Origin of the sequence: Agromyces indicus, assembly GCF_031432295.1 — a bacterium.
Taxonomy (GTDB): domain Bacteria; phylum Actinomycetota; class Actinomycetes; order Actinomycetales; family Microbacteriaceae; genus Agromyces; species Agromyces indicus.
This window is the reverse complement of record NZ_JAVKGS010000001.1, coordinates 572,062-585,562: the sequence shown is the minus strand read 5'-3', so window position 1 is coordinate 585,562 and position 13,501 is coordinate 572,062. Positions and strand designations below refer to the sequence as shown.

Below are 13,501 nucleotides of genomic sequence, written 5' to 3'. Positions count from 1 at the left end.
GCGGGGCGTGGGGGGCGCGGCCGGCCCCGCGGCATCCGCTCGTCTAGCCCTTGAGTCCCGTCGAGGCGACCCCGTCGATGATGCGCTTCTGCGCGAGGAAGAACACGATGATCAGCGGGATCGTCGTGATCACGCTCGCCGTGACGATGATCTCCCAGTGCCACTCGCCGCCGAAGCCGTAGGCGTCGACGAGCGACTTGAGGCCGCGCGGCACCGTGAAGGTCGACGAGTCGCGCAGGTAGATGAGCGCGCGCATGAGATCGGTCCACACCGCCTGCACCTCGAACACGAGCACCACGGCGAGCGCCGGGCCCGTGAGCGGCAGGGCGATGCGCCAGAAGACCCCCCACTGGCTCGCCCCGTCGATGCGCGCCGCCTCGAACAGGTCGCGCGGCAACCCGAGGAAGAACTGCCGCAGCAGGAAGATGTAGAACGCGCTGCCGAAGAGGTTGCCCGCCCACAGCGGGGTGAGCATGCCGACCTGCCCGAGCGCGTTCCAGATGAGGAAGGTCGGGATCATCGTCACCGCGCCCGGCAGCATCATCGTCGCGAGGACGAGCCCGAACAGCACGCCGCGACCGCGGAAGCGGAAGTACGCGAACCCCCAGGCGACCATCGCGCTCGAGATCGTGACCGTCACCGCCGCGAGCACCGTCACGATCGCGGTGTTCAGGAGCCAGAGGGCGAGCGGCGCCTCCTGCCAGACCTGGATGTAGTTGTCCCACGTGAAGGTCTCGGGGATGAGCCGGTTGTCGAACACGTCGCTGCGCGGCTTGAAGGATGCGCTGACCAGCCACACGAACGGGTAGACGAACACGATGCCGAGGAGCGAGAGCGCGACCCACGCGAGCACCGTGCCCACGCGTCGGCGGACTCGGGCGCGACCCCTGGGGCCGGCGGGGATCGACCGCGTGGCGGCATCCGTGCCGTCGCGGCCGGGCTGCACCGCCTCGGATTCGGCGGCCGCCACGCGGATGTCGGTGCTCATCGGTCCCCCTCGTAGTAGACGAGCCGGCGCGAGACGACGAGCTGGATCGCGGTGATGACCATGATCACGAGGAACAGCAGCCACGCCATGGCGGACGCGTAGCCCATGTTCAGGAACTCGAACGCCTGCTGGAACAGGTAGATGACGTAGAACAGGGCGGCGTCGTTGCTGTACGTCGAGTTGCCGGCCCCGAAGAACGCCGTGTAGGCCTCGTCGAACGTCTGGAGGGCCGCGATCGTGTTGACGACGATGATGAAGAACAGTGCCGGGCTGATCATCGGCAGGGTCACGCTGGTCGCCTGCCGCCAGAAGCCGGCGCCGTCGAGCTGCGCCGACTCGTAGAGCTCCTTCGGCACGTTGCGGAGGGCGGCGAGCAGGATGATGACCGACGCACCGACCGTCCAGAGCGACATGAGCACGAGGCCGGGCTTCACCCAGTTCGGGTCGGTCGTCCAGGACGGACCGTCGATGCCGACCAGCCCGAGCGCGCCGTTCACGATGCCGTTCGAGCCGTTGAACAGCAGCAGGAACAGCACGCCCACCGCGACCGGGGGCGTCATCTTGGGCAGGAAGAACACCGTGCGGTAGAACCCCGACGCCCGGCCGGCGCGGTCGAGCAGGAGCGCGAGGCCGAGCGAGACCACCACGTACAGCGGCACCTGGAGCAACGCGAAGAACGCGGTGTTCCCGAGGGCGAGGAGGAGCTTCTCGTCGGAGGCCATCGCCACGTAGTTCTCGATGCCGACGAACTCGGGGTTGTTGATCACGTCGTAGTCGGTCAGCGAGAGGTACGCGCTGTAGATCATCGGCCACGCCGTGAAGACGAGGAAGCCGATCATCCACGGGCTGAGGAACAGCAGCGCCGAGAGGAGGTTCCGTCGGCGCGCCCGCGCCCGATTGCGGGGGGCCGCCCCGGTCGGCGGCGCGACGCGCGCGCCGCCGACCGGGGGCTTCGAGTCATCCGGCTGGGAGCTGATGCCGCCCGGCCGGGTCGCCGTGGTCATCAGTCACCGCCCTCGAGCTCCGCCCATGCCTCGTCGAGGGCCGCCTGCGCGGTCTCCTGTGCCTTGGCGAGCGCCTCGGCCGGCTCGGCCTGCCCGTTCAGCACCCGGTTCACCGCCTCCTGCATCGCGTCGTCGAACTCGGCATCGGCCGGGTTCGCGGGGAGCGTGCGGGTGTTCTGGTTCGCCTCGTACATGGCGGCGACGCCCTCGCTCCACGGCGCCTCGTCGGCGGTGGTCATGCCCTCGATCTCCTCGTCGGCGACCGTGTTGCCGGTGAGGATGCCGGTGAAGGGCAGGCCCTCCTCCTCGCGGAGCGCGAGGCGGGCGTCCGCTGCAGCGCGCCAGGCGTCGACGGAGGTCATCACGCGAGCCCAGCGGCAGGCCGCCTCGGGATTGTCGCTGCCGGCGGGGATCGCCCACGCCGAACCACCGGCGAACGCGATCGGCTCGCCCTCCGTGGTACGCACCGTGTCGAAGACCATCGGCGCGTCCGGCGACACCTCGTTCAGCACGTTGAGGTACCACTGCTCCATGGGCATGGCGCCCAGCGTGTTCGTGGCGAACTGGTTGCCGCCGCCGAAGAAGTCGGCCGCGTCGCGGGTCGCCTTGATGGCGCTGAACCCGCCCTGCTGCTCGTAGATGTCGACGGCCCACTCGAGCGATTCGACGGTCGTCTCGTCGTCGAGCTGGGCGGTGCGCCCGTCCTCGCTCATGACCGAGCCGCCCGCGGCGGCGACCCACAGCGGGAGGAACTCGGGGAGCTTGGAGTCGACGCCGATGACGCTGACCTTGCCGCCGTCGCGCTGGACCATCGCGGCCGCCGCCTCGGTCATCGCCTCGCGGTCCGACCCGTTGACGTCCTCGATGCTCATGCCGGCCCCTTCGAGCAGGTCGGCGTTCGCCATCGTGAGTTGCACCGTGTTGAACTCGGGGATCCCGTAGACGCTGCCGTCCAGCGTCACCTGGTTGAGCGCCGACTCGACGAAGTCGCCGGTCTCGATGCCCTCGCCGTCGATGCAGTCCTCGAGCGGGATGATCGCGCCACGGGCCGCGAGCGAGCCGATCTGGTCGCGGTCGGCGTAGAGGAGCGACGGCGGGTCGCCGGTCGCCACGGCGGAGAGGAACTGCTGGATGTCCAGTTCGCCCTCGATGAGCTTCACGTTCACGTCACCGAGTTCGGACTCGGCGAGTTCCATGCGCGAGGTCGCCACCTCGTCCACGCCCGAGAACCCCATCACCGTCAGGTCGCCCGAGAGCTCCGCGCCGGAGTCGAACTCGGCGTCGGTTCCCCCGGACTGTCCGCCCGTGCCGACGGCGCAGCCGCTCAGCAGCAGGCCTGCCGCGGCGACCACCCCCAGCGCACGTGCGCGTCGATCGATACCCATGCCAACCCCATTCGTCTGCGTCCCAGTCCCCCGGACGGAGCAAAGCTAGGGCGGACGGGGCACGGCGAGAAGACCCTTGACAGAAGCGCTTCTCTGGAGAAGCGGTTGTCCCCCCGCCGGGGGACAACCGCGTGTCGGCCCGGCGGGCGCCGCACCGGGGCTCAGGGCTTCAGGACGACCTTCACGCAGCCCTCCCGCTTCTCCTTGAAGAGGTCGTACATGGCCTCCGCCTCGGTGAGCGGGGCGCGGTGCGTCGCGAAGTCGGCGAAGCCCAGAGGATCGTCGTCGGCCTCGGCGAGGGGCACGAGGTCGTCGAGCCACCGCTGCACGTTGGCCTGGCCGAACCGCACGGTGAGCTGCTTGTCGAAGATCGTCATCATCGGCATCGGGTCGGCGTTCCCGCCGTACACCCCGACCACCGACAGCCGGCCCCCGCGGCGGACCCCGTCGATCGACAGGTTCAGCGCGGAGAGCCGATCGACACCGGCCTTCATCAGCATGCCCTTCGCGAGTCCCTTCGGCAGCGACCCGACGACGTTCTGCATGAGCGCCGCACCCGGACTCCCGTGCGCCTCGGTGCCGACGGCGTCGATGACCGCGTCCGGCCCCGCGCCGCCCGTCGCGCTCAGGAGGCCGTCCACGGCCTGCTCGTGCCCCGCGTAGTCGAGCGTCTCCACGCCGTACCGCTCGGCCATGAGCCGACGCTCCTCGACCGGGTCAACGCCGATCACGCGGTGGCCGCGGTGGCGGGCGATGCGGGCGGCCATCTGGCCGACCGGGCCGAGTCCGACCACCGCGACGGTGTCACCCGGCTCGAGCCCCGCGTACTCCACCGCCTGCCAGGCCGTCGGCGCGACATCCGTCAGGAAGAGGTAGCGCTCGTCGGGCAGGTCACGCCCGACGACGCGCAGGTTCGCATCCGCGAGGAGCACACGCAGGGCCTCGGCCTGCCCGCCCATCACCCGCCCGTAGAGCTCGGTGTACCCGTACAGCTTGGCCCCGGTGCCCTGGTCCACGTTGCGGGTCGTCTCGCACTGCGTGTTCAGGCCGCGCCGGCACATCGAGCACACCCCGCACGAGATCACGAACGGCACGATGACGCGGTCGCCCACCGCCACGCGGTGCACGTCGGCGCCCACCGCCTCGACGACCCCCATCGCCTCGTGGCCGAGGATGTCGCCACGGTGCATGACCGGCCCGAACACGTCGAGCAGGTGCAGGTCGGATCCGCAGATCGCCGTCGACGTGACCCGCACGATGGCGTCGGTCGGATCGACGATGCGCGGGTCGTCGACCTCGTCGACTCGGATCTCTCGGGCAGCGTGCCAGGTCACGGCTCTCATGTGTGCCATCCCAGCGACCGCTGCGGCGAGGCGTCAGGGGGTTGACACCGTTTCGCGGCCGTCATGCTACGTGGCGGGGGCCGTCCGGCGCGTTAGAGTCTCGGCATGGGCAAGCTCATCTACAACTCCTCGAACCGCGAGATCGAGATCGAGGACCGGACGCTCGCGCACCTGCGCGTGGCGATCATCAACAAGCTGCGCCGCTCCGAGAGCTTCGCCATGACCTGGGAGCACGGCATCGAACACGGAAGCGGCCGCACCACCCTCTGGCTGCACGAGTCGATCCCGCTGCAGTTCGTCTTCAGCGGCAACCGTCCGCCGAAGCTCAACCGCCTGTGGATCGAACAGCTGCTGCTGTCGGCGAACAGCACGGCGGGCCTGCAGTACGTGCCCGAGCCCACCGAGGACGAGCCGCTCGAACTCGAGTGACGCGCGTCGCGCAGCGAATCGAGCCGGTCAGTCGACCGGCTCGATCTGCGTGCGGATGAACCGCACGTCGGCGTCGGAGAGCCGCTCGGGCGCCTCGCCGTCCGAGTGCTCCGCGATCTCGCGTCGCACGTGCTCGGGCAGGTCGCCCTCCAGGTCGTCGAGGACGGCGTGCTTCGCCTCGATCGACACGTGCGGCCACCACCGCTCGGCATCCGTCGCCTGATCACCCATTCGCGCACCCCCGAGCTGTCGTCGTCCCTCCGTGGTATCAGCGGCCGACGGATGCTGCAACCCCTCGACCCCTCGCAGGCGCCTGCCTAGCGTGAGGTCTGGGCGCGCACCGCGCGTGCCCGGAACGGAGGATCAGCATGAGCACGACCGTCACCGCTGACATCGAGGTGGACGTGCCCGTTCGCGTGGCCTACGACCAGTGGACGCAGTTCGAGTCGTTCCCGCACTTCATGAGCGGCGTGGAGTCCGTCACGCAGGTCGACGACACCACCACGCACTGGGTGGTCTCGATCGCCGGTGTGAAGCGCGAGTTCGACGCCGACGTCTCCGACCAGGTGCCCGACGACCACGTCGCCTGGCGCAGCACCGCTGCCGAGGTCCAGCACCGCGGCCGCGTCGACTTCCGGCCCGGATCGGACGGACGCACCCGGATCGACCTCACCATCGAGTGGGAGCCCGAGGGCTTCATCGAGAAGGCCGGCGCTGCGCTGCAGCTCGACGACGCGCAGGTCAAGCGCGACCTGCACCGGTTCAAGGAGTTCATCGAGGACCGCAACGCCCCCACCGGCGCCTGGCGCGGCGAGGTGCACGGCGGTCAGGAGACGACGCCGGGCACCGGCGGCACCGCGGGCACCACGACCGGCCTCGGCGGCGGCACCGCCGCACCGGGTTCCGTGAACCCGCCCACGAGCGAGGGCGTCGCGGGCAGCGACCCCGACCTCCGCGCCTGACGCCCTAGTCGGCGCGCACCCCGACACCGGGTTCGATCGCGAGCGGGTCCACCGTCGCGATCGGCCCGGTGTCGAGCTGTTCCGGCACGAGTCGGATGCCGCCGGTGGAGTTCGCCGAGCGCATCAGCTCCTCGATCCACGCCCGGCTGAGTTCCGGGGGCTCCGGCTCGTCGAACACGAACCGCAGCGGGATGTTGGGATGCAGCCAGAGCGTCGATCGCCCGCGCGGCTGGTCGTCCGCGTGCTGCCATGAGACCGTGAAGGACTCCCCCCGGCGCAGCTTGGTGATGATCGCGACCTTGAGATGAGCGAGCGCACGATCCTCGATGCCGATCGGGGTCGCGGCGTCACCGTAGAACAGCGTGCCCATGCCCCGAGGGTACTCCTGCACGACGACGGCGGGCGCCTCCCGAAGGAGACGCCCGCCGTGAGGTCGGTGCGGTCGGTCAGACCGCCTTCTTCCCACCGAGGTAGCGCACCAGGAACACGATGACGGCCAGGACCGCGAGCACCAGTCCGACCCAGAGCAGGAACTGCAGGGACTGCACGACGCCGCCCGTGATCAGCAGCACGATGGCGGCGATGGCGATGATGGCGATGAGGATGTTCATGATCTCTCCTTCGGGTTCCGTCGCATGGACGGTTCACGGCCCGCCGGGCTCGGCGGGCCTCCGAGGCAGCCGGTGGCCTCGTGCCCTCGAACGTACGGGGGACGCGACGCCGGTCGCGAGGGGTTGCCGCTGCTTCGCGGCGCGTGATACCCGCGCGGCATCCGCTCGCCCCGCCCCCGTGGCGCAGCGCCTCGACGGCGCCTGTCAACCCTTCGCGGCGGCCGTCGGCCGCGCGTACGGTGGCATGGTCCGGACGAGCTGGAACCGACATGAGGAGGTCCCGTGACCGACCACCTGATCGACCCCACCACCAAGCACGCGGCCGAGCCGTTCCCGCGGCAGGAGCAGCACCCGCCCGGCCTGACGCCGGCGATGTCGCCGCAGCCCGACCACGGCGAGTACAGCTACCGCGGCTCGGGGCGGCTCACCGGCCGCCGAGCCCTGATCACCGGCGGCGACTCCGGCATCGGCCGCGCCGTCGCGATCGCCTTCGCCCGCGAGGGCGCCGACGTCGCCATCTCCTACCTGGAGTCGGAGCAGGCCGACGCGGAGGAGACCGCCCGCTGGGTCACCGACGCCGGTCGCAAGGCCGAGCTGCTGCCGGGCGACCTGCGCGACGAGCAGCACTGCGCCGACCTCGTCGACCGTACGTGCGACGCGTTCGGCGGCATCGACCTGCTCGTGCTCAACGCGGCCCACCAGCGCGACCGCGGCGGCATCGACGAGGTGCCGTCGGCCGACTTCGACGCCGTCATGCGCATCAACCTCTACGCGAGCGTGTTCCTCGCTCGGGCCGCCGTGCCGAGGATGCAGGCCGGGGCGTCGATCATCACGACCTCGTCGATCCAGGGCTTCGACCCGTCGTCGCGGCTCGTCGACTACGCCATGACGAAGGCGGCGCTCGTCGCGTTCACGCGTGCGCTGGCCGAGGAGCTCGGGCCCCGCGGCATCCGCGTCAACTCGGTCGCGCCGGGTCCCATCTGGACCCCGCTCATCCCGGCGACGGGATGGCCCGACAAGCTGCCGAAGTTCGGCCAGGACACCCCGCTCGGCCGTGCCGGTCAGCCGGCCGAGCTCGCCGGCGCATACGTCTACCTCGCCTCGGACGATGCGTCGTACACGTCGGGGGCGATCCTCCCGGTCACCGGGGGCAAGCCGCTCTGAACCACGGGCGGCAGCTACGAGGAAGGAGCAGGTCATGCCGGCGAATCGACGGGGACAGTCGTCCCTGAAGGACCCGGAGCTCTACGAGAAGCTCCGGGACGAGGGCAACTCGAAGGAGAAGGCGGCTCGGATCTCCAACGCCGCCGCCGCGCGCGGCCGCAGCTCGGTCGGTCGCAAGGGCGGCAAGTCGGGCGACTACGAGGACTGGACCGTGCCCGAGCTGAAGAAGCGGGCGAAGGAGCTCGGTCTCTCCGGATACAGCAGCAAGCGCAAGGGCGAGCTCATCAGCGCCCTGCGCAACCACTGAGGGGCAGCGGATGCCGCGACTGCGACGCGTGGAACCGTACGCGTCGCCCGGCATCACGCGGCTCCGCCGGGGTCGCGGCTTCGCCTATCGGCACGCCGACGGCACGCCCGTCGATCGCGTCGACCGCAACCGGATCGCCGACTTGGCCATCCCGCCCGCCTGGAACGACGTCTGGATCGCCGAGGCGCCGAACGCGCACATCCTCGCGGTGGGGGTCGACGCCGCCGGGCGCCGGCAGTACCTGTACCACCCGGTGTGGCGCGAGCAGCAGGACATGGAGAAGTTCCTGCGGATGACCGCCCTCGCCGAGGCGCTGCCCGGTGCCCGGCGCAGCGTGCGCCGCGACCTGGCCCTCGCGGAACTCGTGCGCGAGCGCGTGCTCGCAGCGGCGTTCCGGACCCTCGACCTCGGTGCCATCCGCATCGGGTCGGAGGAGTCGCTCGCGACGGCGCGCAGCCGCGGCCTCACGACGCTGCTCGTGCGCAACGCCCGGCTCGAGGGCGAGGACGTCGTGCGCCTGAAGTTCCGTGCGAAGGGCGGCATCTCGCAGGACCTGAGGCTTTCGGACGAGTCGCTCGCGGCGTTCATCGCCGCGATGGAGGGCCGCTCCCCCAGCTCCCGGCTGTACGCGTTCAGCCACGGACGTCGCATGCGGCCGCTCGGACCGGTCGACGTGAACGAGGACATCCGCGGTCGCACGGGCGGCGACTTCACGGCGAAGGACTTCCGCACGCTGCGCGGCACCGTCGCCGCGGCCGATCGGCTCGCGCAGCTCGGCACTGCCGTCACCAAGCGGGCTCGAGCGGCATCCGTCAAGGAGGCGATCGTGCACGCGAGCGAGGTGCTGGGCAACACCCCGGCGATCGCGAAGGCGAGCTACGTCGACCCGCGGGTGATCGAGGCGTACGAGCACGGGCGCCTCGTGAACCTCCGCGGCACCCGCGAGACGGCACTGCTCCAGCTCCTCGTCGACGACGCCTCCGAGTCGTCGTAGCACCGCCCACCCGTGTGCCGGGTGCCGGTCTGCTGGGGATCTGCCGGACATGCCCCACGCGGTACGCAGCCCGACGTACGCTTGCGACATCCGCAACGGGCATCCGCTCGTGCTCCACCGGCTGGGAAGTCGACGACGACGACAGGCCGGATCATCACGACGCTCAGCCCTTCCGCGCACCTCGGTGCCGTTCGCTCCACCTCGCCCCGCGGGAACCGTCCCGCGGTCACCCAGAGCTACTCCGCGCTCTCGCAGGTCATCAAGGAGAGCGGCCTGCTGCGACGCACGCCGTGGTTCTACGGCCTGCTCGTGGGCGGGCTGGCGCTCGCCCTCGGCGGCGCCATCGCCGGGTTCGTCCTGCTCGGCGACTCGTGGTTCCAACTGCTCATCGCCGCGGCGCTCGGCATCATCTTCACGCAGTTCGCGTTCTTCGCACACGAGGCCTCGCACCGCGCGGTGCTGTCCTCGGGCAAGGCGAACGACCGCGTCGGCCGGGTGGTCGCGACCGCCGTGGTGGGCATCAGCTACCAGTGGTGGATGACCAAGCACACCCGGCACCACGCCAACCCGAACCAGGTCGGCAAGGACCCGGACATCGAGTTCGACACCGTCTCGTTCACCGAGGAGTCTGCGGCGAAGCAGCGCGGCCTCATCCGCTGGATCACGCAGCGCCAGGGCTGGCTCTTCTTCCCGCTCCTGCTGCTCGAGGGCATCAACCTGCACGTGACATCGATCCGGTCGCTCTTCGAGCGGCGAGTCGTGCCCGGCCGCGCGCTCGAACTGGGGCTCATCGGCGGGCGACTCGCACTGTACGTGGGCGTGGTCTTCTGGTTCCTGCCCCTCGGGATGGCGTTCGCCTTCCTCGGGGTGCAGCTGGCCGTCTTCGGCGTCTACATGGGCGCCTCGTTCGCCCCGAACCACAAGGGCATGCCGCTCGTGCCGGCCGGCGCGAAGCTCGACTTCCTGAGCAAGCAGGTGCTGACCTCGCGCAACATCACCGGCCGGTGGACCAGCCCGCTGATGGGCGGCCTCAACCACCAGGTCGAGCACCACCTGTTCCCGAGCATGCCGCGCCCGCACCTCGGCAAGGCGCGCGACATCGTGCGGGAGCACTGCCGCTCCCTTGACATCCCCTACACGGAGACGACCCTCATGCGCTCGTACGGGATCGTCGTCGAGTACCTGAACCGGGTCGGGCTCGCTGCCCGGGATCCCTTCGACTGCCCCGCGGCGGGCGAGCTGCGGCGCCGCTGACGGCATGGCGGATCCCGGCCGTCCCGTATCGGACGGCCGGATGCGTCGGCGTATCCCCGGTCAGGCCGCTTCGACGGGCTTCGGCCCGACGTGCGTGCCGAGTTCCTTCGCCATCCGCTCGGGGTCGAGCTGGATGCCGCCGCCGGAGTTCGCGGACCGCATGAGGTCCTCGATCCAGTCGCGACTGAGTTCGCCGGCCTCGACCTCTTCGAAGACGAAGCGGAGCGGGATGGCGGGGTGCAGCCAGAGCGAGCTGCGCCCGCGAGGCTGGTCGGGGCCGTGGCGCCACGAAAGCATGAAGCTCTCGCCGCGCCGCAGCTTCGTCGTGATCGCGATCTTCAGATGCGCGAGCGCGCGATCCTCGACCTCGACCGGAGTACCGGAATCGCCGTAATAGAGAGTGCCCACGAGGCACAAGGTACCCCCGTTCGGGGGCGACCGCACGCATGTTGTTCCACAATGACCGCTCTGTACGTCGATTCACAGGTCGTTCGGTCAACCGCGTTCCCGTGAACGATCTCAGGCGCCGTTCTGCGGCTCCTCCAGCCGGATGTCCTCCGGCCGCTTGTCGGGTCGCAGCCCGCGCCATCTGGGGTGTCGCGCGACCCCAGTGCGCGTCCACTCGCCGAACTCGATCTCGCCCACGAGCTCGGGTCGCACCCAGACGGCGTCGACGAGGTCCTCGCCCGGCACGCCCGGCACTGGCGGCTCCGGCACGGTCATCCCGTCGAGCCGGTCGAGCAGGCGTTCGGCGTCGCGCTCCCGCAGGCCCGAACCGACCCGTCCCGCGTAGCGCCATCCGCCATCTGCCGTCGGCACGCCGAGCAGCAGCGAGCGGATGCGACCGGCACGGCCGCCCACGCCGCGCCGGTACCCCGCGACCACGACCTCCTGCGTGCGCGAGAGCTTGACCTTCACCCAGTCGTCGCTGCGCGCCCCGGGACGGTAGGTCGAGCGGCGGCGCTTGGCGACGAGGCCCTCGAGGCCGCGGCGACGGGCCTCCTCGAGCGCCTCCTCGGGCGGCATCCCGACGCCGGCCGGGAGGTCGACCGGGACGTCGTCGCGACGCCGCACGAGCCGCTCGAGTCGCTCGCGCCGCCGCTCGTAGGGCTCGTCGACGGTCGGCGTGCCCGCGACCTCGAGCACGTCGAACAGGTGCAGCACGACCGGCACGGATGCCGCGGCCGCCTCGATCTCGCGCGGCTTCGACAGGTTCATGCGTCGCTGCAGCAGCCCGAAGTCGGGCCGCTCGGCCTCGTCGAGCGCGACGATCTCGCCGTCGACGACCGCGTCGGCGCGGAGCACGCGTGCGAGTTCGGCGAGCTCCGGGTAGGTGGCGGTGACGTCGATGCCGTTCCGGCTCACGAGCCGGGTCTCGCCGTCCTCGACCTGGGCGATCACGCGGATGCCGTCCCACTTCCACTCGAGCGCCCAGTCGTCGCCCGTCACGCGGCCGACGGTGCCCGAGGTCGCCAGCATGGGCTTCGGCACGGCCGGAAGTCGAGCGGATGGCGCGGACCCGCCGCGGACCCGCAGCCGGCGGGCGGCCGGCGGCGCGGCGTCGGCGACCGGGGCCCGGGCGGCGGGCTCCGTCTCGGCCCGGGTCGGCTCCGCGGCCGACGCCGCGTGCTGCTGCTCCTTCATGCGGTGCAGCAGCCACTGGCTCTTCTCGCCCTCGCCCTCGGTCCGGATGAGCGCGAGCCGCACGCGGCCGAGCGGACCGCCGACCCGACCGGAGAGCGTGAAGATGACCTCGTCGTCGCGCCACTTGTCGGTCTCGTACGTGCCGGTGTCCCACACCGTCATCGAGCCCGCCCCGTACTGTCCGTCGGGGATCGTGCCCTCGAAGACGAGGTACTCCATCGGGTGGTCCTCGGTCTGCACGGCGAGGCTGTTGCGCTGGGCCGTCTCGGGCACGCCCTTCGGCACCGCCCAGCTCTTCAGCACTCCGTCCCGCTCGAGCCGCAGGTCGTAGTGGAGTCGGCGGGCGTGGTGCTCCTGGATCACGAACCGCGGGTCCCCGTCGTTCGCGACGCCCCAGGGCGACTCGGGCATCGGCTCGGGGGTCGCGCCCGCGGTGCGCATGGACAGGTACGTGCTGAGCGGGCCCTCGGCCGACGCCTGCGTCACCGCCAGCATCGGGTCGCCCCGCTCGGCGACGAGGGCGACGACCTCGTCGGCCTCGAGGTGCCGCAGCTCCGGGTCGTCGAGCTCCTCCCACGTGCGCGGCGCCGCCACGGTGGGGCGGAACCGGCCCCGCAGCGAGTACGGCGCGATGGTCGTCTTCTTCCCGTTGTTCTGGCTCCAGTCGATGAGCACCCGGCCGGCGCGGATGCTCTTCTTCATGCTCGACACGATGAGGTCCGGGTGGTCGGCCTCGAGCGCCTTCGCCAGCTCGTGCGCGACCGCGGAGATCTGGTCCGAGGTCTGCGACCCGTCGAGCGCGGCGTACAGGTGGATGCCCTTGCTGCCGCTCGTGACGGGCACCGCGTCCAGCCCCATGCCTGCGAGGATGCCGCGGACCATCCGGGCGACCTCCGCGCACTCCGGCAGCCCCATGCCCTCGCCCGGGTCGAGGTCGAAGACCATCCGGTCGGGGTTGCCCTGGTCGCCCGCGGGCGTGAACCGCCACTGCGGCACGTGCAGCTCGATCGCGCCCATCTGCGCCAACCAGACGAGCGTCGCCCGGCTGTCGGCCATCGGGTACGACTTGTCGCCGTCGCTGTGGTGCTGCACGCCCCGGCGGATCCACTCCGGCGCGTGCTCCTCCAGCTGCTTCTCGAAGAAGGCCTGCTCCGGATGCCGCGGCGTGCCGACGCCGTTCACCCACCGCTTGCGCGTGATCGGCCGGCCCGCCATGTGCGGCAGCATCGCCGGGGCGATCTCGGCGTAGTACGCGATCATCTCGCCCTTGGTCATGCCCGTCTCCGGGTACATGACCTTGTCGAGGCTCGTCAGGCGCAGCCGCCGTCCGTCGACGTCGACCATCTGGTACGGGCCCTGCGCCATGACCCCATCCTGCCGCGCCTGTCTCACCCTCACGCCGACTCACGCGAAAAT

Annotated in this window: 15 protein-coding genes; 6 read left to right on the top strand and 9 right to left on the bottom strand. The window is 71.0% G+C overall.

The annotated features are described in order from the left end of the window. Positions 1-43: 43 nt before the first annotated feature. The 4 genes from RH861_RS02790 to RH861_RS02775 form a co-directional block, all read right to left on the bottom strand. Positions 44-988, bottom strand: a complete 945-nt coding sequence (locus tag RH861_RS02790; protein ID WP_310519651.1) for a carbohydrate ABC transporter permease — start codon at positions 986-988, stop codon at positions 44-46. After that, the gene (locus RH861_RS02785; RefSeq protein WP_310519650.1) at positions 985-1,992 is read right to left on the bottom strand and encodes a carbohydrate ABC transporter permease; all 1,008 of its coding nucleotides are present in this window, start codon (positions 1,990-1,992) and stop codon (positions 985-987) included. Before RH861_RS02785 ends, RH861_RS02790 begins: the two co-directional genes overlap by 4 nt. Continuing rightward, positions 1,992-3,377 carry an ABC transporter substrate-binding protein gene (locus tag RH861_RS02780; protein ID WP_310519649.1) on the bottom strand — a complete coding sequence of 462 codons (1,386 nt, stop codon included), beginning with the start codon at positions 3,375-3,377 and terminating at the stop codon, positions 1,992-1,994. The genes RH861_RS02785 and RH861_RS02780 overlap by 1 nt, the downstream gene beginning before the upstream one ends. Positions 3,378-3,538: 161 nt before the next feature. Continuing rightward, complete coding sequence (locus RH861_RS02775; protein WP_310519648.1) at positions 3,539-4,720, bottom strand: alcohol dehydrogenase catalytic domain-containing protein; 1,182 nt, start codon at positions 4,718-4,720, stop codon at positions 3,539-3,541. A 105-nt stretch (positions 4,721-4,825) separates the two neighbouring features. On the opposite strand from RH861_RS02775, the gene RH861_RS02770 reads away from it, so the two are divergent. Next, positions 4,826-5,149, top strand: coding sequence for a DUF7882 family protein (locus RH861_RS02770; RefSeq protein WP_310519647.1), 324 nt, complete (start codon positions 4,826-4,828; stop codon positions 5,147-5,149). Positions 5,150-5,176: 27 nt separating this feature from the next. On the opposite strand, the gene RH861_RS02765 is transcribed toward RH861_RS02770, so the two are convergent. Further along, a complete protein-coding gene (locus RH861_RS02765) occupies positions 5,177-5,380 on the bottom strand; it encodes a hypothetical protein (RefSeq protein WP_310519646.1) in 204 nt (67 codons plus the stop codon). A gap of 137 nt (positions 5,381-5,517) precedes the next feature. On the opposite strand from RH861_RS02765, the gene RH861_RS02760 reads away from it, so the two are divergent. Further along, positions 5,518-6,111 (top strand): SRPBCC family protein, encoded by a 594-nt coding sequence (locus RH861_RS02760; RefSeq protein WP_310519645.1) that lies wholly within the window; start codon positions 5,518-5,520, stop codon positions 6,109-6,111. Positions 6,112-6,115: 4 nt separating this feature from the next. Here the strand turns inward: RH861_RS02760 and RH861_RS02755 are convergent, their stop codons facing one another. Then, the gene (locus RH861_RS02755; RefSeq protein ID WP_248597950.1) at positions 6,116-6,481 is read right to left on the bottom strand and encodes a DUF7882 family protein; all 366 of its coding nucleotides are present in this window, start codon (positions 6,479-6,481) and stop codon (positions 6,116-6,118) included. 76 nt (positions 6,482-6,557) lie between these two features. Continuing rightward, positions 6,558-6,722 carry a hypothetical protein gene (locus tag RH861_RS02750; protein WP_197466993.1) on the bottom strand — a complete coding sequence of 55 codons (165 nt, stop codon included), beginning with the start codon at positions 6,720-6,722 and terminating at the stop codon, positions 6,558-6,560. 282 nt (positions 6,723-7,004) lie between these two features. Here RH861_RS02750 and RH861_RS02745 point away from each other — a divergent pair, with 282 nt between their 5' ends. The 4 genes from RH861_RS02745 (at position 7,005) to RH861_RS02730 (ending at position 10,441) form a co-directional block, all read left to right on the top strand. Continuing rightward, a complete protein-coding gene (locus tag RH861_RS02745; protein ID WP_310519644.1) occupies positions 7,005-7,886 on the top strand; it encodes an SDR family oxidoreductase in 882 nt (293 codons plus the stop codon). A 34-nt stretch (positions 7,887-7,920) separates the two neighbouring features. Beyond that, complete coding sequence (locus tag RH861_RS02740) at positions 7,921-8,193, top strand: DUF7218 family protein (protein ID WP_067948234.1); 273 nt, start codon at positions 7,921-7,923, stop codon at positions 8,191-8,193. Between the two features lie 10 nt (positions 8,194-8,203). After that, the gene (locus RH861_RS02735; protein ID WP_310519643.1) at positions 8,204-9,187 is read left to right on the top strand and encodes a DNA topoisomerase IB; all 984 of its coding nucleotides are present in this window, start codon (positions 8,204-8,206) and stop codon (positions 9,185-9,187) included. 153 nt (positions 9,188-9,340) lie between these two features. Then, complete coding sequence (locus RH861_RS02730) at positions 9,341-10,441, top strand: fatty acid desaturase family protein (protein WP_310520270.1); 1,101 nt, start codon at positions 9,341-9,343, stop codon at positions 10,439-10,441. 60 nt (positions 10,442-10,501) lie between these two features. Here RH861_RS02730 and RH861_RS02725 read toward each other — a convergent pair whose 3' ends face one another. Together RH861_RS02725 and RH861_RS02720 are read right to left on the bottom strand one after the other, a co-directional pair. Next, entirely contained in the window at positions 10,502-10,849 is a 348-nt protein-coding gene (locus tag RH861_RS02725) for a DUF7882 family protein (RefSeq protein ID WP_310519642.1), read from the bottom strand. Between the two features lie 111 nt (positions 10,850-10,960). Then, complete coding sequence (locus RH861_RS02720) at positions 10,961-13,450, bottom strand: ATP-dependent DNA ligase (RefSeq protein WP_310519641.1); 2,490 nt, start codon at positions 13,448-13,450, stop codon at positions 10,961-10,963. Between the last annotated feature and the right edge of the window lie 51 nt (positions 13,451-13,501).